Below are 17,940 nucleotides of genomic sequence, written 5' to 3' on the forward strand. Positions count from 1 at the left end.
TCTGGCCGCCTATGCGCAAGCCGGCTTCCCGGTGGTTGCGATCGCCTCGCGGACGAAGGCCAGCGCCGAAAAGGTGGCGAAGCGCTGGGATATTCCGATCGTTCACGCCACGCCCTTCCTGCTGCCGCTTTTGTTCCAGCTCGGCTTCGGCCTCTCGCCCGTCGATGCCGGCTTGATGATCCTGGCCTATTTCCTTGGCAATCTCGGCATGAAGACGGTGACGACGCCAACGCTGCGGCGTTTCGGTTTCCGTTCTGTGATGGTGGTCAACGGCATCATCGCCTCGGCCTCGATCATGGCTTGCGGGGTGATCTCGCCGCAGACGCCGCAGGCACTGGTGGTGGCGCTGATGCTGATCGCCGGCCTGTCGCGCTCGATGCAGTTCACCGCGCTCAACACGCTGGCCTTCGCCGATATCGAAGCCGCGCAGCGCAGCTCGGCGGCGACGTTGTCCTCGATGCTGCAGCAGGTGGCGATGCTGTTCGGCGTCGCCGTGGCGGCGGCGATTCTCAATTTGTCGCAGATTGCCAGGGCGCAGCCGGCGCTCGACCTCGTCGATTTTCGAATAGCCTTTTTCGTGATCGGCGCCATCGGGCTGGTCGCGGCGCTGCGTTTTGTCGTCCTGCCGCCCGGCGCTGGCGCCGAGGTTTCCGGCCACGCGCCGAGGAATTGAGAATCGGATTTTCTCGCCTGAAGCGGAGATAAATTCCGCCTCATCCTTTCGCCTTGATGCCGCACTTTCGCGAATGGCTGCGATGGCGCAATCGATTGCCAAAAATGCAGGATTTTCCGGGCATTGCACCAGTTTTGGCAATCGATGCGTCCACTCGGCGAATATCGGCATATGGCCACGTTCTGAACTCGGATTCATTTGACGAACCGGCGCAGAGCCGATTAGCTTTTGCTTTCGGGATGGCAGCGCTGCCATCGGGGCAAATGCAGACATGAATGCGATCGGCTGGCTAAATCTCAGGAGCCTGAATCAGGAAGGCATTGTCTTTGCCATCGCGGTGGTGCTGTTCGTTGCCGCTGCCATCGGCCTGCCAGGCTTCATCGACCCCAACAACCTCGTCGCTATCGTCAGATCCGTGTCGGTGCTGGGCATTCTGGCGCTCGGTATGCGCCATGCACACGCCGTTGGTGTAGCGGTAGCCGTCGAGGAGCGTCTTGGTCGAGCCGTCCCTGGGGTCATAGACCAGCAGCCGGCCGGTGGCGCGGTTTTCGATCGAATCCAGCGCCCAGTCATGCGCGTCGTAGCGCTTGGTCGAGTCGGTGAAATAGATGCGGCCGTCCGGCGCGATGTCGCAATCGTTGGGATCGCGCAGCCGGGCATCATCGACGATCGAGGTCCAGGAGCGCGCGGTCTCGGCCGTCAGGCGTTTTACCTCCCGCTGCGGCGAGACGGAATAGAGCCCCATGGCGCCGACGCAGCTGATCAGATTGCCTGTCTTGTCAAAGGCCAGGCCCAGCGGGAAGCCGCCAATATGGGCAAACACTTCCGACTTCACATAGTCGGGCGCGAAGAAGCGGACGATCTCGCCATGGCGGGTGCCGCAATAGAGATGGTCGTCGCAGTCGAGGATGACGTCCTCCGCAGCCGGAGCCGAGCCCAAGGTGATCGACACCTTTCCGTCGCCCATCACGGCGCTGGCGCTGTCGCCATCGGGCGACCTGACGGTAGCGCTCGAAAGCGGCAAGCTGCTGATATCAGGCATGGACGTTTTGCTGCCGGCGGATCTCAGCTGCATAACCGCGCTCGCTTATGCCGAGGACGGCACGTTGTGGCTGGCCAATGGTTCGGCCGCGCATGCGCCGTCGCAATGGGCGGCCGATCTGATGAAGAAGGGGGCGTCCGGTTCGCTTTGGAAGCGGGACGCCACGGGCGGCGCGTTCCGCAAGGTGGCCGGCGATCTCGCTTTCCCCTATGGGCTCCATCCAATCGGCGGGGACGTGCTGGTCAGCGAGAGCTGGCGCCATCAGCTCATCCGCTTCGATGGCGCCACCGGCAACCGTTCGACGGTGCTGACGCATCTGCCCGGCTATCCCGCGCGGCTTGCGCCGGCCGGCGATGGCGGCGCCTGGCTGGCGCTGTTTGCGCCGCGCAACCGGCTGATCGAATTCGTTCTGCAGGAAACGCATTATCGTCAGGACATGATCGGCCAGGTGCCGCCGGCCTACTGGATCGCGCCGGCGCTGGCCTCCAACCGCAGCTTCCTCGAGCCGCTGCAATGCGGCGGCATCCGCACCATGGGCATCCACAAGCCGTGGTCGCCGAGCCGTTCCTACGGGCTGGTGGTCCGGCTCGACGCGAAGATGCAGCCGCAGTTCAGCCTGCACAGCCGCGCCAACGGCACACGCCATGGCATCTGCAGCGTGGCGGAAAAGGACGGACGGCTGTTTATCGCCTGCAAGGGCGGCGATTGCGTGCTGGCCGTCGACCTCGTTTCGGGAGGTTTTTGATGGAACCGATCGTCCGCCTCGAAAACGTCACCAAAAACTATCGTGGCGTGCCCGCCGTCAAGAATGTCAGCTTCGACTTGCGCAAGGGCGAGATCCACGCCCTGCTCGGCGAGAACGGCGCCGGCAAGTCGACGCTGACCAAGATCATAGCCGGCGTGGTCGACGCCACGTCGGGCAAGATGTTTCACAAGGGCCGTGAGATCGCCTACGCCTCGCCGCATGCCGCCCTCGAGGCCGGCATTGCCATGGTGTTCCAGGAAACCAGCCTGGTGCCGTCGATGACGGTGGCGCAGAACCTCTATCTCGGCACTGAAAAATTCCTCAACCGGCTGCGCGGCACGTATATTTCAGCACAGCAATTCCTGCAGTCGCTGAATTTCCCGGTCGATCCGAACGCCATGGTGGCGACGCTGGGCGCCGCCAAGCGGCAGATGGTTGAGATCGCGCGCGCCGTGCACCACAATGCCGAGATCATCATCTTCGACGAGCCGACGGCGACGCTGACGCCGGAAGAAAAGCGCCACTTCTTCGCGCTGATCCGCCGGCTGAAGGCGAGCGGCGTCTCCATCGTCTTCATCAGCCACGCGCTGGAAGAGGCGCTGATGATTGCCGACCGCATCACCATCCTGCGCGACGGCGAACTGGTCATCACCGACGACACGTCGGCCTTCGACCGCGACAAGATCGTCGCCGCCATGGTCGGGCGCACACTGTCAGGCCAGATCTACCGCCAGCGCGACGAGGCCAAGCTGCGCAAGGCCGGCAAGAAAGTGCTGTCGGTGCAGGACATTTCGATGAGCAATGTCGTGCGCAACAATTCCTTCTCGATCTTCGAGGGCCAGATCACCGGCGTGTTCGGGCTGATCGGCTCCGGGCGAACCGAGACCTTCAAGATCGTCTCGGGCATCTACAAGCGCGATTTTCTGCGCGGCGGCGCGATCGAGCTCGACGACAGGCCCGTGCGCTATCTCGTGCCGAGCGAGGCTGTGGCCGACGGCATCGTCTACGTCACCGAGGACCGCAAGAGCGAAGGCATTTTCGAGACGATGGGCATTGCCGAAAACCTGTTCGGCGGGCTGCTCGCTGCGGGCCGCGAAAAGGCCTGGGTGATCAACCAGCAGGAGATGCGGCAGCTTTCCGCCGAATGGACGAAGACGCTCAACATCAAGGCGATCAACGACAATGCCCGCGTCGTCGAACTGTCCGGCGGCAACCAGCAGAAGGTGGTGATCGGCAAGGGGCTGGTGCAGCAGCCGCGCATCGTCATCTTCGACGAACCGACGCGCGGCGTCGACGTCGGCGCCATCGCCGAGATCCACCAGATCATCAACCGGCTGGCGGATGAGGGTCTGGCCGTCGTGGTGATCTCGTCCTATTTGCCGGAGATCATGAACCTGTCGGACCGGATACTGGTCTGCCGACAGGGGCGTATCGTCGAGGAGTTTTCGCCGGCTGAGGCCACGGAGGAGAAGATCATGTACGCGGCCGTGCATTAGATTCAGGTGAGGCCGGCCTGCAAATGGCGGCTTCCTGCGCTTCCGGTGCTCACGTACTTCAGTACGCTCCGCTCCGGTTCTCGAAAGCCACCATTTTCGACTCGGCCTGACCTGAATCTCGACGCCGGCGCTGGGAAAGTGAATTGAGCCAATCGATTGGGCGGATCTGCTCAGAATCTGATTCAAAACGAAGGGAACCCCTCCATGGCCACGACAAAACTCCTCAACGATGCCGAGGTCGAAAACATCCCGGCGGTGAAGGCCGTGTTCGATGACATCAGGGCGACGCGCAAATCGGACTTCGTCAACAATTTCTGGCGCGGGCTGGCCAATGATCCGGTGTCGCTGAAGCGGGTGTGGGAGCAGCTCAAGGCGGTGATGGTGGCGGACAGCGCCATCGATCCGTTGACCAAGGAGATGATCTACATTGCCGTCTCGACCGCCAATGGGTGCTCCTACTGCGTCCATTCGCATACGGCCGCGGCGCGGGCCAAGGGCATGACCGAGGCGCAGCATGGCGAGCTGGTGTCGATCATCGGGCTCGCCGGCCAGACCAACCATCTGGTGACGGCAATGCAGATCCCGGTCGATCCGCAATTCGAGGTGAAGTAAGGGCTGCGCCAGAATCGGAATTTTCATGGACAAGACGACCAGATTTCCAATTTCGCTCTCCGGCTACGAGATTGAAGGGCTGGTCGGAAACGATGCTCCACGGTTGGCGCCGCTATACCAGGCCTGCTCGGACTATGTTGAGCTGGAGCGCGGCGAGCCGCCCAATGCCAACAGCGCGAGGGAGGAATTCGAAAGCTTTCCGCCCAACCGCACGGATGCCGACAAGTTCGTATTTGGATTGAAAGCCATCGATGGCGAATTTGTCGGCTTGCTGGCCTGCGACCGCGATTATCCGCAAGCTGGGTGTTGGTGGATTGCATTGCTCATGGTCGATCAAGCCCTTCGCGGACAAGGGGTGGGACGAGCCCTGTGCGACGACTTTTTCAGGTGGCTGAAATCGCAGCGGGTCACTCGCGTCGAGCTCGGCGTACTCACGGAAAATGAGCAGGCGCTTCGCTTTTGGCAGGGGCAAGGTTTTGGCCCGGTACGGATGGCGGGACCCGTCAGCATCGGCTCCAAGCGGCATATGGTCGAGGTTTTAGGCCGACCGTTGTGAACAAATCGGTTGCGCGTCCCGGAGGACGCGACCCATCCAGCACGCTTGCGTGTCTGGAATAATGCATATTGGCGGCCGCCGCTGAGGCTCCCACCGGCGCTAGTCCACAGTTTGCCCAGCCGCTGTTAAGGAAGTGACATGGAACGGCACTAAGGAAGCCCCCATGCGATGCCGCTTGCCTGGGGGCGCGGCTCGCATGGTGGAGCCGGCATGAAAATCGTTCAGATCACAGACACACATTTCAGTCCGACCAAGCCGCACTTCAACGGCAATTGGGCGCCGCTCGCCGCCTGGATCGAGCAGAGCTGCGCCGATCTTGTCATCCACACCGGCGACCTCAGCGTCGACGGTGCCGACAAGGATGACGACATCGCCTTCTGCATGGATCTGATGCGGGAAGTCTCCGCGCCGATGCTACTGGTGCCCGGCAATCACGATGTCGGTCATCTGCCGGGCTCGCTGCAGCCGGTCAATGCCGGACGCCTCGAGCGCTGGCGCCGGCTGGTCGGCCCCGATTACTGGATGGAGGACGCCGGGAGCTGGCGTCTCATCGGGCTCGACAGCCTGCTGATGGGCTTTGACGATGCCGAGGACGAGGCGCAGTTCGAATGGCTGCGCAGCGCGCTGGAAAGCCGCGGCGGCCGGCGCGTTGCGCTGTTCGCCCACAAGCCGCTGTTCGTCGATGCGCCCGGCGAGGGCGATACCGGCTACTGGAGCGTCAGGCCGGCGGAGCGCCAGCGCCTCTACGACCTGATCGCCGCGCACGATGTCGCGCTGTTCGCAAGCGGCCACCTGCACCGGGCATGGCAAGGCCGGTATGAAAACACGTCGCTGGTCTGGGGTCCGTCGGCGGCCTTCGTCGTCGGCCACATGGAGCGCGACATGCCGGGCGAGCGGCTGCTTGGCGCCGTCATCCATCAGTTCGGGCACCAATTCGGCGATACGGTCGCCAGCGAGATCGTCGCCATCCCCGGCATGACGGCTTTTGTCCTCGATGATGTGGTGGCCGAGGTCTATCCGCACGAGGCGCACAAGGTTCGAAAGCGGGTCGCGTCATGAGCGCGCTATCGCTTCGCGGCCTGAAGAAATCCTTCGGCGGCAATGCCATTCTGAATGGCGTGAGCCTCGATGTCGAAGCCGGCGAATTCATCGCGCTGGTCGGCCCCTCGGGATGCGGCAAGAGCACCTTGCTGCGCATCCTGGCCGGGCTCGACCATGCCGACAGCGGCGAGATCTTCGTCAGCGGCAGGGACATGTCGCCGGTTGCCGCGGCCGACCGCAACATCGCCATGGTGTTCCAATCCTACGCGCTCTATCCGCATCTGACGGCGGGACAAAACATTGCCGTTCCGCTGGCCATGAAGCGGCTGAGCCGGTCGCAGCGCCTGCCGCTGGTCGGCTCCCTGCTGCCCGGCCAGAAGGAGATCCGCACCGGCATTGCGCACGATGTCCGCGAGATGGCGGGTCTGCTCAAGATCGACCATTTGCTCGACCGCAAGCCGGGGCAGATGTCGGGTGGCCAGCGGCAGCGCGTGGCGCTGGCGCGCGCCATGGTGCGCCACCCCAGCATCTTCCTGATGGACGAGCCGCTGTCCAACCTCGATGCCAATCTGCGCGTCCATGCCCGCGGCGAGATCGTCGAACTGCACCGCCGCGCTGGCGTGCCGACGCTCTATGTGACGCACGACCAGGCCGAGGCGCTTTCGATGGCCGACCGGGTGGCGGTGATGATCGGCGGCAATCTGCTGCAGCTCGCCGCGCCCGATGTGATCTACAACGATCCCGCCCATATCGAGGTCGCGCGCTTCGTCGGCCAGCCGAGGATCAACATTATCCCGGCGCTTGCCGAAAACGGCCGTGTCGGCTTCGAAGGCATCCGGCCGGCTTTGCTGGAGAAGGTGGCAAACGGCCCGGTCAGCCTCGGCATCCGGCCGGAATTCGTCAAACTGTCCCCAAGCGGGCGCAGCGGCCTTGCCGGGCGGATCGAGCGTCTCGAATTCCTCGGCTCGGAAGTCATTGCCCATTGCCGCCTCGATGCCTCGGGCGACAGCGTCGTCGCCAAGCTGGCGCCTCAGGAGGCGAGGGACTTGATCGCCGGAATGAAGGTGGGTGTCGTCCTGGCCCCTGAACAGGCGATGGTCTTCGGGCCGGAGGGAAAGCGGCTGCGCATCGCGGCGGGTGCGCGGCAGGAGCCGGCCTATGTCTAGCGTCGCGCTGGCGGGCAATGTCGCGAGCGCCGCGGCACTGCGCGCGCGCAGCGAGGACCGGACCGCCTGGCTGCTGGCGGCGCCGGCCATCGTGCTGTTGCTGCTGTTCGTGCTGTTGCCGGTGGCTGCCGTCATCTTCCTCGGCTTCACCGATTTCGAGCTCGGCTACGGCAAATTTCGCTTCGTCGGCTTCGAGAATTATGCGCATCTCCTGAACGACCGCACCTTCCGCCGGTCGCTGTGGAACACCTCGGTCTATACGGCGATCGTCGCGCCGGTCTCGATCATGCTTGGCCTGGGGGTTGCGCTGCTGATCGAAGGCGAGGGACGGGCGCGCGGCTTTTTCCGCACCGTCTATTTTCTGCCCGTCGCCTCGCTGATCGTCGCCATGGCGACGGTCTGGCAATACATCTTCCACCCGACGATCGGGCCGCTCAACGCTTTACTCTCGCTCGCCGGCATTCCCGGCCCGAACTGGCTCGGCGCGTCGAGCACCGTGCTCTACAGCCTGTCGATCATCGGCATCTGGCAGTCGGTCGGCTTCAACATGGTGCTGTTCCTGGCGGGGCTGACGGCGATCCCGCGCGAGCTCTATGCCGCCGCCCATGTCGACGGCGCGAAATCGGCGCTCGATCGGTTTTTCCTCATCACCTGGCCGATGCTCGGGCCGACGACGCTGTTCGTCGTCACCATCAGCATCACCAATGCGGTGAAGGTCTTCGAGACGGTGAAGATGCTGACCGACGGTGGGCCCAACAAGGCCTCCGAAGTACTGCTTTTCACCATCTACCACGAGGGCTTCGTCTATCTGCGTGTCGGCTACGCCTCGGCGATGACGGTCGTCTTCCTGGCGATCCTGGTCGTGCTGATGCTTCTGCAATACCGCGTGCTCGACCGGCGGGTGCATTACACATGAACAGCATCCCGGCCGGCCGCATCATCCGCTTCGCGCTGCTTTCGCTCGGTGCGCTGATGATCCTTGCGCCCTACATCTTCATGATCTCGACGGCGGGCAAGACGCAGAGCGACATTTTCACCTCGTCGCTGTCGCTGATCCCGCAGCGTTTCTACTTCGCCGAGAATCTCGCCAAGGCGTTTGCCAAGGTGCCGATGGCGACGCTGCTGTGGAACGGCGTCGTCGTGTGCGGCCTGATCTTCTTCTTCCAGGTCGTGGTGGCGATCCCTTGTGCCTACGCGATGGCCAAGCTGAAGTTCCGCGCCGCACGGCTGATGATGGTGCTGGTCATGCTCGGCCTGCTGGTGCCGATCCACGCGACGGCGCTGCCGCTCTACGTCGCCTTCGACCGGATGTCGCTGCTCAACAGCTACACCTCGCTGGTCGCGCCCTTTACCATATCGGTGTTCGCGATCTTCATGTTCCTGCAGTTCTTCCGCGCCATGCCCGACGACTTGCTGCACGCGGCACGGCTCGACGGCATGTCCGAACTCGGCATCGTCGCGCGCGTCATCGTGCCCAATGCCTGGCCGGCTGTGACCGCCTTCGCGATCTTTTCCGTCGTCGCGCACTGGAACGATCTCTACTGGCCGCTGATCGTCGTCAGCAAACAGGCCTACGCCACGCCACCGCTCGGCCTGATGTATTTCCGCGCCGCCGAGGCCGGCGACGACTACGGCGCGCTGATGGCCGCCACGCTGATCATCACCCTTCCTCTCGTCGCCGCCTTCCTGCTTGCGCAGAAGCGCTTCGTCGAGGGCATCACCATGACCGGTCTCAAAGGCTGACCGGGCCAACAAGGAGCACGAACGATGAAGCATATTTCCAGGATCTTCGCCGCCGCGGCGGTGTCGCTGGCGGCGGCCCTTCCGGCCTATGCCGAGACGACGCTGACGGTTCACTACCCGATGCCCGGCTTCTTCAAGAACGTGATGGACACGATCTCGAAGAAGTTCATGGAGGAAAATCCCGACATCAAGATCCAGTTCGCCAGCCCGTCGGCGACCTACGAAGAAGGCATCCAGACCATTCTTCGCCAGGCCGGCACCGACGAGATGCCCGACATCACCTTCATCGGCCTCAACCGCCTGCGCATGCTCAATGAGCGTAACGTTGCCGTCGATCTCGGCCCGCTGGTCAAGAAGGAAGGCAATATGGCGGAGCTCGGCTTTTCCGACACGATCCTGAAGCTGGCGCAGGTCAACGGCAAGCAGGTTGGCCTCGCCTTCGCCACCTCCAACCCGATCATGTATTACAATGCCGACCTGGTGAAGGCGGCCGGCGGCGATCCGGACAATCCGCCCAAGACCTGGGATGAGGTCATCGCGCTCGGCGGCAAGATCAAGGCTCTCGGCAATGGCGTCAACGGCATCGACTTCCGCTGGCAGGGCGACGACTGGATGTTCTCGGCGCTGCTGTTCGGCGCCGGCGGCAAGATGCTGAACGAGGACGAAAGCAAGGTCGCCTTCAACGGGCCGGAAGGCGAGAAGGCGGTGGAGATCCTCGAGCGGATGGTGAAGGAGGGCGGCATGCCGGTCTTCACCAAGCCGGCGGGCGAGCAGGCGTTCGCGGCCGGCAAGGTCGGGTTCGAATTCCAGACCACCGGTGCGCTGGTCAACACGATCAAGAATGTCGGCGACAAGTTCACGTTGCGCACCGCCAAGATCCCGCTGATCGATCCGGTCAACGGTCATCTGCCGACCGGCGGCAATGCCGTGGTCATCCTGACCAAGGACGCAGCCAAGCAGGAGGCGGCCTGGAAGTTCGCGAAATTCGCCGCCGGCCCCTATGGCGCTTCCGTCGTCGTGCCGGGCACCGGCTATGTCCCCAACAACGAGCTGGCTGCGAAGTCTCCCGAGTATCTCGGCGATTTCTACAAGAAGAACCCGCTGTTCCAGGCCGGGCTCAGCCAGATGCCGCGGATGGTTCCGTGGTATGCCTTCCCGGGCACCAATGGGGTCAAGGTGACGCAGACGATCGTCGACAACCTGTCGCGCATCGTCGACCAGTCGGCGACACCGAAGGAAGCGCTCGACGACGCGGCCGGTGACGTCGAAGGCATGCTGCCGACGCAGTAAGGTGTCTCACTGTCAGTCTTCCCTTCTCCCCTTGCGGGAGAAGGTGGCCTCGCGAAGCGAGGTCGGATGAGGGGTGTTCCAGGGAACGCCAACGCCTCACTCCGCTGGAACCATCCGTCTCGGCGCTGCGCGCCGATCCACCTTCCCCCACAAGGGGGAAGGAAGAAACTGTGCTATACCGGCCGATACACGCGCTCCGCCGTGTTCCAGAAGATATCGGCCTCGGCTTCTGCGCCGTGCCCCGCCACCGCATCGCGGTGCACCTTGATCAGTTCGGCGTGGCTGGTCCAGAGCTTCTCGATCGGGAAGTTCGAGCCGAACATCAGATGATCCGCGCCCAGGATGTCGATGGCGTTGTCGACGATGTAGGTGATGACAGCCGGGTCGTTGCGGTGGACGAAGGTGCCGAGACCGGACAGCTTGGCATAGAGATTGGGTGCGGCCGACAGCGTGCGCAGGCCAGCCTTCCAGGCCTCGGTGGTTTCCTCACCCATGCCGGTCAGCATGCCGGCATGGGTGAGGATGAAGTTGGTCTCAGGGTTCTCGCCGACCAGCGTCAGCCCGTCCTTCATCTGGGCGGGGAAGAGCTGCAGGTCGAAGGACAGGCCGTAATCCTTCAGCCGCGCGACATTAGCCCGCACCTTGGGGTCGATGACCTGATCGGCCGAAGCGGCGAAGCGGAAGGCCGGCGTCTCGTGCCAGTGCAATTGCATGCGCACCCCGCGCAGCAGCCTGTATTTCATCAGCCGGTCAATCTGCGGCCGGACATCATCGACCGTCATGTCGGCATAGCCGACAATAGCGTGCGGCCAGCCGGTCTCGTCAGCGGTCTTCTGCAGGAAGGCGACTTCCTTCTCGAAATCCTGCTTCGCCCAGTTGGTCTGGACATAGACGGCTTTCTCGACGCCTGACCCCTCCTGGTCCTCGAGGAATTCGCCGATCGGATAGTCGCGGCGGATCGGCTCGTAGGGGCCGAAGATGCGCGGCACCATCGGCCCGACCAGCCAGGGCTGGTCCTTCTGGCGCCAGATGTGGAAATGCGCGTCGATGGCTTTCTGCATCACGATACCCTTTTCCAGATTGTCGATGCGGCAGGGGCAGGGCGGGCGAGCGACAGGATGAATTCGGCGAGGCTGGTCAGCGACGAGCCGTCGATGAGATCGTCGAGGTCAGGCAGGATGGCGCGCAGCGCCGCCGTTGCCGGGTGGAAGCGCGGGTCGCCGGCCAAAGGCGTGGCCAGCGACAGCCGGAAGGCGCGGGCGCTCAGCCTTCGCATCGCGGTCTCCAGCTCGGCATGATCGCCGCGCTCCAGCGCGTCGGACAGGATGAGCACCGCCGCACCGCGCGCGAAGGACGAGAAGCGCGGCACGGAGAGAAAGGCGAGCAGCGTCGGCCCCATGCGGGTGCCGCCGTCCCAGTCGTCGACCTGCGCCACCGCACGCGCCAGCGCCTGGTCGCGGTCGCGGATGCGCAGCGCCGAGGTGATGCGGGTCAGCCGCGTGCCGAAGGTGAAGATCTCGGCGCGGTCCGCACCTTGCACGGCGGCATGCGCCAGCTTGAGATAGTCCGCCGTGTGCAGCTTCATCGAGCCGGAGACGTCGATCAAGAGCAGCAGCTTGCGCGGCACGGTCTGGCGGCGGCGCAGCAGCGGCGAGGGCACGTCGCCGTCGGCGCTGACGATTTCCCTGAGCGAGCGGCGCAGATCAAGCTTGCCGCGCGAAGCGGTGCGAACGGTGCGGAAGGAGCGGCGGGCGGGCAAAGCGGAGGAGAGCTTGCGGCGGAAGGCGGTCAGGCTGTCGTCGTCGCGCTGGAAATCGCGCGTGCTCAACTGCTCGAGTGCCGAAGATAGCTCGCCGCCTTCCTGGCTGCGCTCGGCCTCGATCCGCTCGTTATCGGCGCCGCCATCATCCTTGATGCGGGTTTCCTCCTCCGCTTCGCCTTCGACCACGGCTGAAGTGTTCCCATAGAAATGGCTCTGGAAATGGGCTTCGAATTCGTCGCGGCGATCGGGTGGGGGTGCCAGCGTGGCGAGGGCCGCCTCGCGAATGTCGGCCATTGAGCGCGGGCCAAGTAATGTCACCGCTTGCATGAAGCCGGAGATTTGCTCCGGTGCGACGGCGAAGCCGTAGCGGCGCAACAGCCGGCCGAAGCTGAGGAAGGGTTGGGCGGCGGGAGGTAGGCTCTCCTCCCCCCGTTTACGGGGGTCCGCAGGACGGGTCGAGACAGGCGGCTCGACCCCCGATGCCGGCAGGCAGGTGAGGGGCAGCGCCATCTTCTGCCCATGATGGCGCTGCCCCTCATCCGCCCCTTCGGGGCACCTTCTCCCCGTAAACGGGGAGAAGGGATTGTTGAGGTCGCGGCTCACCCCAGTGCCTCCTCAACAATCCGGCCAAGCTCAGGCGCGATGTAGGAGAGGTCCTCCTCGTCCTTGATCAATACGCCGATGGCGCGGCGGAAGGCTTCCGGCCAGGGGCTGCCGCCTTTTTCGAGGATGGTCGCGGCATTGGCCCATTCCACGGCCTCGGCGATACCGGGCGGCTTGGCCAGCGGCCGGGCACGGATAGTCTGCACGGCTGCCGCCACGGCGCGCGCGGTTGCCTCGGCGACGTCGCCGGCGCGCAGCATGATAATGGCGGCCTCGCGCCCGGCATCGGGATAGCCGATCCAGTGGTAGACGCAGCGGCGGCGCAACGCCTCGGCGAGCTCGCGGGTGCGGTTCGAGGTCAGGATGACAATCGGCTGGGCTGCGGCGCGGACGGTGCCGCGCTCGGGAATGCTGATCTGGAAATCGGAGAGGAATTCCAGCAGCAGCGCCTCGAATTCATGGTCGGAACGGTCGATCTCGTCGACCAGCAGCACGCGCTGCTCCGGCGCCTTCAGCACCTGCAGCAGCGGGCGGGCGATCAAAAAACGGTCGTCATAGATGTCGATCTCATGCTCGCCGGCATGGCGGATGGCGAGCAGCTGGCGCTGGTAATTCCATTCGTAAAGCGCATGCGCGGCATCGATGCCTTCATAGCATTGCAACCGCACCAGATCGCGGCCGAGCAGCTCGGCGATCGCTTTGGCCGCTTCCGTCTTGCCGACGCCTGGCGCGCCTTCGAGCAGCAGCGGCTTGCCCAGGCGTATCGCCAGGAAGATGGCCGTGGCCAGGCTGTCGTCGGCCAGATAGCGCGAGGCGGCAAGGTGCTGCGTCACCGCCTCCGGCGAGGTCGCGACGGACTCGGCTTTCACCTTGGGCATGTCAGTTCGCCGCTTGCGCCTTGAGCGCGCGCAAAATGCGCTCCGGCGTGATCGGCAGCGTGTCGATGCGCACGCCGACGGCGTCGAAGACGGCATTGGCGACCGCCGGTATCTGCGGATTGGCGCACATTTCGCCCGGTCCCTTGGCACCGTAAGGACCATCCGCCGAAGGCCGCTCCAGGACGATGATCTCGGTTTGCGCGAGGTCGCCAGGACCGGGCATCAGATATTGGTTGAAGTCGGTGCCGCCATGGTCGCGGTTGGGATAATAGGGCTCGGTGGTTTCGTAGAGCGCGTGGCTGATGCCCATCCAGGAGCCGCCGACCAGCTGCTGCTCGACCATTTTCGGGTTCAGCGCACGGCCGATCTCGAAGACGTTCTTGACCGTTAGAACCGTGACCTCGCCGGTCTCGTCGTCAACCTCGACTTCGGCCACGGTGCAGGCGTGGGCGTAGCAGGTCGACGGCTTCATCGCGCCGGTTTCCTTCTCCGGATAGGAGCGCGGGATCAGGAACATGCCGCGGCCCGATATGGACCGGCCGCGCTTGAAATGCGCCGACAGCGCGACATCGAAGATCGAGATCGATTTCTGCGGCGCGCCCTTGACCAGTATGTTGCCCTGGCCGTCGGTCTCAAGATCGGAAGCATTCACTTCCAATTCCTCGGCCGCCACTTCCAGCATCACCTGGCGGGCTTCCCTGGCCGCCTGGATGACGGCATTGCCGGCGCGGTGCGTGCCGCGCGAGGCGAAGGTGCCCATGCAGTGCGGACCGGTGTCGGTGTCGGCGGTGTCGACGACGACGCGGTCGGTGGGCACGCCGATCGTCTCGGCGCAGATCTGCGCCATGATCTGCTTCATGCCTTGGCCGAGATCGACGGAGGACAGCGTCACCATGAAATTGCCGGTCGGTGTCGAATGCACCAGCGCCTGGGTCGGGTCGCCGCCGAGGTTCATGCCGGTGGGATAGTTGATCGCGGCGACGCCGCGTCCACGCCGGATCGCCATGTCAGGCTCCCTTCCTGTAGGAGGACATCGCCATATATTTCTCCGCCACCGGCCAGTTGGCGGCGCGCGAGGCTTCCTGCATACACTCGATGAGTGCTGCCCCTTCCGTCGGCTGGCGGTGTGCCTTCATGTCGCCGTCGCGATAGGCGTTGATGAAGCGGAATTCGAGCGGGTCCATGCCGATCAGCCGCGCCAGCTTGTCCATCTGGACCTCCAGCGCGAAATCGCCGATGGTGACGCCGAAGCCGCGCATGGCCGAGGACGGCGTGCGGTTGGTGTAGACGCAATAGGTGTCGATCCAGACATTGGGGATGGTGTAGGGGCCGGGATAGTGCCCGGCACCTTTCTGCGCGCCATAGGGCGAGTGGCGTGAATAGGCGCCGGCATCGGTGTAGCCTGTGACCTTGCGCGCGACGATGCGGCCATCCTTCATCACGCCATCCTTGATGACCACCTTTTCGGCGGCGCGGGGCGAGGAGATCTGCATCTCCTCCTCACGGCTGTAGACAAAGGAGACCGGCCGGCCCGTGAGCTTGGCGCCGAGGATGGCGATAGGCTCGACGATGACGTCGACCTTGCCGCCAAAGCCGCCGCCGACGGTGCCGCCGACGAAATGCAGCTTCGAGCCCGGCATCTGCAGGATGATCGAGGTGTTGTCGAGGGTGAAGAACATCGCCTGCGTGTTGGTGTAGCAGGTGAAGCGGTCATTGCCTTCGGGCGCCACCACGCAACCGGTGGTCTCGGTCGGCGCATGCTCGATCGGCGAGGATTGGTAGCTCTGCTCCAGGATGTGGTCGGCGCTGGCGAACCCCGCCTCGACATCGCCGAAGCGGACCTTGCGGCACTCGCCGCTGTCATAGAGATAATAGTTCTGGCCGTGATATTCGTTGACCAGCGGCGCGCCGGGCTTCAGCGCTTCCTCCATGTCGAAGACGGCCGGCAGCACTTCGTAGTCGATCTTGACCTTGGCGGCGGCCTCCTGCGCGGCGCGCTCGGTCTCGGCCAGCACCGCCACCACGGCCTCGCCCTTCCAGCGCACCTTGCCGTCGGCCAGCACCGTCTCGTCCTCAGGGCCGATCTGGATGAGGATCAGGATGGTGTAGACATTGTGCGGCACATCCCTGGCGGTGAGGATTTTCACCACGCCGGGATGCTTCTCGGCCTCCGAGGTATCGATGCTGCGGATGCGGGCATGGTGGTGCGGGCTGCGCACCATCTTCAGGTGCAGCATGCCGGGAAAGCTGCGGTCGGCGAAAAAGGCAGTCTTGCCGGTGACATGGCCGGGTGAATCCGAACGGGGCCGGGGCTGGCCGATTTCGTGCAGATCGTCCTTGCGGACATCGGCGAAGTAGTTCTTGCGCAGTTCCATCTTTGCTTCCCCTCAGAGCATGATGCCGAAAAGTGTGAAGCGGTTTTCGGACGACATCATGCTCTATCTCTTTGATTTAGAGCCGGATTCGGATTTCAGGTCGAACAGACCTGAAATCATCCGGCTCTAGGCCGCGTTCTGCGAATTGGCGCGGGCCGCGGTGAGCACCGCCTGGATGATCGGCTCGTAGCCCGTGCAGCGGCAGATATTGCCCGACAGCGCCTCGACAACCTCGTCGCGGCTGGGGTTGGGCGTGTGGTCGAGCAACACCTTGGCGGCCATGATCATTCCCGGCGTGCAGAAGCCGCATTGCGTGGCGAAGGTGTCGAGGAAGGCGCGCTGCAGTGGATGCAGCACGCCGCCTTCGGCAAGGCCGGATGTCGTGGTGATGGCAGCGCCATTGCAGGTTTCGGCTAATGTCAGGCAGGACAGCCTGAGTTCGCCGTCGATGATGACCGAGCAGGCGCCGCATGTGCCCTGGTGGCAGCCGCCTTTCGGCGAAGTGTCGCCGATCTTGTCGCGCAAAGCGTTGAGTAGCGTCGTGCCGCTGTCGATGAATTCGGCTTTCTCGGAGCCGTTGAGCGTGAATTGAACCGGGACCTTCGCCATGTTTCCTCCTTGCGCGCCTGCCCGACGGATCGGACAGACGCGCGCCCCCCAACGGTGATTTCAGGCCAGCAGCAGCCGGCCGAGATGGACCGGCAGGACTTCAGCGCGGTACCAGGCGCTGGCGATCGGATCTGTGATCGGCGCAATGCCCTCGGTGGCGGCGGCCAGTGCTGCCGCGATGCCGTTCTGGTCGAGTTTCTTTCCCTTGAGCGCCTTTTCCGCCGCCTTAGCCCGCATTGGCCGGTCGGCCATGCAGCCAAGCGCGATCCGCGCCGAGGACACGGTGCCGTCGGCAGCCTGTTCCAGAACGGCCGCGATGCTGAGCACCGAAACGCCTTTGGGCTTGACCCGCGACACTTTCAGAAAGCGAAAGCCGTCGGCCTTCGGCAGCGTGAAGCTCACTGACGTGACGATGGAGCGGCTGCCGTCCCGCCTGACTAGAAAAGTCTCGATCGGCAATTCGCCATCCTCGGTGCCGACCGCGGCGTCGAGCGCCAGCAAGGCCACGGCGAAATCGCCATAGGGCGCCGGCGCGAACAGATTGCCGCCGACGGTCGCCATGTTGCGGATCGCCGGACCCCCGACGGCGCGTGCGGCCTTTGCGAGCGGGCCAAGGTCGGGATGACGAGCGATCGCCGCCATGATCACCGAAGCGCCGATGCGGACCTTGCCGCCGGCGGCCGCGATGGCCGACAGGGCCGGGTCGGTCGACATGACAAGGCCGGAGACCGAAACATCGCCTTCACTGGCCGCGCGGACCACGAGGGTACCGCCGCCGAGGTAGCGGGTGCCGGCCGTCTTCAGCGCCGCATTGGCGTCCTTAACGGTCGGGAAAGTCTGGAGGGCAAGCGCCATGGAACGCTCCTGTTATCAGTCCTGGCCGGCAAAATGGCTCTTCAGGGCGTTGAAACCGCCCTGGAAGACGTTGGCGCCCATGCCGGCGGCGATCTTGTCGGCTTCTTCGGGCGCTGCGTCGAAGCTGGCGGTCCATTCGGCATAGGTCCGGTCGCCATCGGTGACGCGCCTGAGTTGCAACGTCGCCTTGTGGTTGGTCAGCGGCTGCGGCGTTTCCAGGATGGAATAGCTGACGAGGTAGTTCTCATCGGAAAAGTCGAGCAGTTTTTCGCGCAGTCGCGCGCCGGTGATCAGCTCGAAATTGCGCACGCAGCCGATCGTCGAGGCGTTCTTGCCGTCCTCGATATGGCTTTCGACCATGCGCGGATGCCAGCCCGGCAGTCCGTTGAAATCGCGTATGCGCGCCCAGACCTTTTCGACCGGCGCGTCGATGACACTGGAGATGGTGACTTTTGCCATAGGACGTTCCCTTGCGAATGCGACAGTCGGGCAAG

The 17,940-nt window shown here is 64.2% G+C and carries 17 protein-coding genes and 2 pseudogenes; 10 read left to right on the forward strand and 9 right to left on the reverse strand.

The features are described 5' to 3' along the window. Window positions 1–103 precede the first annotated feature (103 nt). Window positions 104–673 (forward strand): annotated as a pseudogene (locus JG747_RS16555) (MFS transporter); the annotation flags it as partial. Between the two features lie 289 nt (window positions 674–962). On the opposite strand, the gene JG747_RS16560 reads toward JG747_RS16555, so the two are convergent. Further along, window positions 963–1,640, reverse strand: coding sequence for an SMP-30/gluconolactonase/LRE family protein (locus JG747_RS16560; protein WP_446720592.1), 678 nt, complete (start codon window positions 1,638–1,640; stop codon window positions 963–965). Between JG747_RS16560 and JG747_RS16565 the strand changes: the two are divergent. The 9 genes and pseudogenes from JG747_RS16565 to JG747_RS16605 form a co-directional block, all read left to right on the forward strand. Then, window positions 1,588–2,460 (forward strand): annotated as a pseudogene (locus tag JG747_RS16565) (hypothetical protein); the annotation flags it as partial. The gene JG747_RS16560 and the pseudogene JG747_RS16565 overlap by 53 nt on opposite strands. Continuing rightward, window positions 2,460–3,956: a sugar ABC transporter ATP-binding protein gene (locus JG747_RS16570; RefSeq protein ID WP_202359622.1), complete on the forward strand. Its 1,497-nt coding sequence runs from the start codon at window positions 2,460–2,462 to the stop codon at window positions 3,954–3,956. The pseudogene JG747_RS16565 and the gene JG747_RS16570, both read left to right, overlap by 1 nt. Before the next feature lie 204 nt (window positions 3,957–4,160). Further along, window positions 4,161–4,568 carry a carboxymuconolactone decarboxylase family protein gene (locus JG747_RS16575; protein WP_202359623.1) on the forward strand — a complete coding sequence of 136 codons (408 nt, stop codon included), beginning with the start codon at window positions 4,161–4,163 and terminating at the stop codon, window positions 4,566–4,568. A 25-nt stretch (window positions 4,569–4,593) separates the two neighbouring features. Then, on the forward strand, window positions 4,594–5,124 hold the full coding sequence (locus JG747_RS16580) for a GNAT family N-acetyltransferase (protein WP_202359624.1): 531 nt from the start codon (window positions 4,594–4,596) through the stop codon (window positions 5,122–5,124). 210 nt (window positions 5,125–5,334) lie between these two features. Then, a complete protein-coding gene (locus JG747_RS16585; protein WP_202359625.1) occupies window positions 5,335–6,183 on the forward strand; it encodes a metallophosphoesterase family protein in 849 nt (282 codons plus the stop codon). After that, window positions 6,180–7,331, forward strand: a complete 1,152-nt coding sequence (locus JG747_RS16590) for an ABC transporter ATP-binding protein (protein WP_019859235.1) — start codon at window positions 6,180–6,182, stop codon at window positions 7,329–7,331. Before JG747_RS16585 ends, JG747_RS16590 begins: the two co-directional genes overlap by 4 nt. After that, entirely contained in the window at window positions 7,324–8,247 is a 924-nt protein-coding gene (locus JG747_RS16595) for a carbohydrate ABC transporter permease (RefSeq protein ID WP_202359626.1), read from the forward strand. Before JG747_RS16590 ends, JG747_RS16595 begins: the two co-directional genes overlap by 8 nt. After that, entirely contained in the window at window positions 8,244–9,074 is an 831-nt protein-coding gene (locus JG747_RS16600; RefSeq protein ID WP_019859232.1) for a carbohydrate ABC transporter permease, read from the forward strand. Before JG747_RS16595 ends, JG747_RS16600 begins: the two co-directional genes overlap by 4 nt. 24 nt (window positions 9,075–9,098) lie before the next feature. Next, entirely contained in the window at window positions 9,099–10,364 is a 1,266-nt protein-coding gene (locus tag JG747_RS16605; protein WP_202359627.1) for an ABC transporter substrate-binding protein, read from the forward strand. A gap of 173 nt (window positions 10,365–10,537) precedes the next feature. Here the strand turns inward: JG747_RS16605 and JG747_RS16610 are convergent, their stop codons facing one another. The 8 genes from JG747_RS16610 to JG747_RS16645 all read right to left on the reverse strand — a co-directional run bounded on the left by JG747_RS16610 (window position 10,538) and on the right by JG747_RS16645 (window position 17,905). Beyond that, complete coding sequence (locus tag JG747_RS16610; protein WP_202359628.1) at window positions 10,538–11,425, reverse strand: amidohydrolase family protein; 888 nt, start codon at window positions 11,423–11,425, stop codon at window positions 10,538–10,540. Further along, window positions 11,425–12,729, reverse strand: a complete 1,305-nt coding sequence (locus JG747_RS16615; protein ID WP_244748122.1) for a vWA domain-containing protein — start codon at window positions 12,727–12,729, stop codon at window positions 11,425–11,427. Before JG747_RS16615 ends, JG747_RS16610 begins: the two co-directional genes overlap by 1 nt. Then, window positions 12,726–13,607, reverse strand: coding sequence for an AAA family ATPase (locus JG747_RS16620; protein ID WP_019859227.1), 882 nt, complete (start codon window positions 13,605–13,607; stop codon window positions 12,726–12,728). The genes JG747_RS16615 and JG747_RS16620 overlap by 4 nt, the downstream gene beginning before the upstream one ends. Window position 13,608: 1 nt before the next feature. Further along, entirely contained in the window at window positions 13,609–14,613 is a 1,005-nt protein-coding gene (locus JG747_RS37545) for a xanthine dehydrogenase family protein molybdopterin-binding subunit (protein WP_010910368.1), read from the reverse strand. 1 nt (window position 14,614) lies between these two features. Further along, a complete protein-coding gene (locus JG747_RS37550; RefSeq protein ID WP_069092526.1) occupies window positions 14,615–15,982 on the reverse strand; it encodes a xanthine dehydrogenase family protein molybdopterin-binding subunit in 1,368 nt (455 codons plus the stop codon). 126 nt (window positions 15,983–16,108) lie between these two features. Further along, on the reverse strand, window positions 16,109–16,591 hold the full coding sequence (locus JG747_RS16635; protein ID WP_038647841.1) for a (2Fe-2S)-binding protein: 483 nt from the start codon (window positions 16,589–16,591) through the stop codon (window positions 16,109–16,111). A gap of 60 nt (window positions 16,592–16,651) precedes the next feature. Beyond that, the gene (locus JG747_RS16640; RefSeq protein ID WP_202359629.1) at window positions 16,652–17,446 is read right to left on the reverse strand and encodes an FAD binding domain-containing protein; all 795 of its coding nucleotides are present in this window, start codon (window positions 17,444–17,446) and stop codon (window positions 16,652–16,654) included. 15 nt (window positions 17,447–17,461) lie between these two features. Next, a complete protein-coding gene (locus tag JG747_RS16645) occupies window positions 17,462–17,905 on the reverse strand; it encodes an SRPBCC family protein (protein WP_019859222.1) in 444 nt (147 codons plus the stop codon). Window positions 17,906–17,940: the final 35 nt, after the last annotated feature.

Source organism: Mesorhizobium sp. 131-3-5 (assembly GCF_016756575.1).
GTDB classification, from domain to species: Bacteria; Pseudomonadota; Alphaproteobacteria; order Rhizobiales; family Rhizobiaceae; genus Mesorhizobium; species Mesorhizobium jarvisii.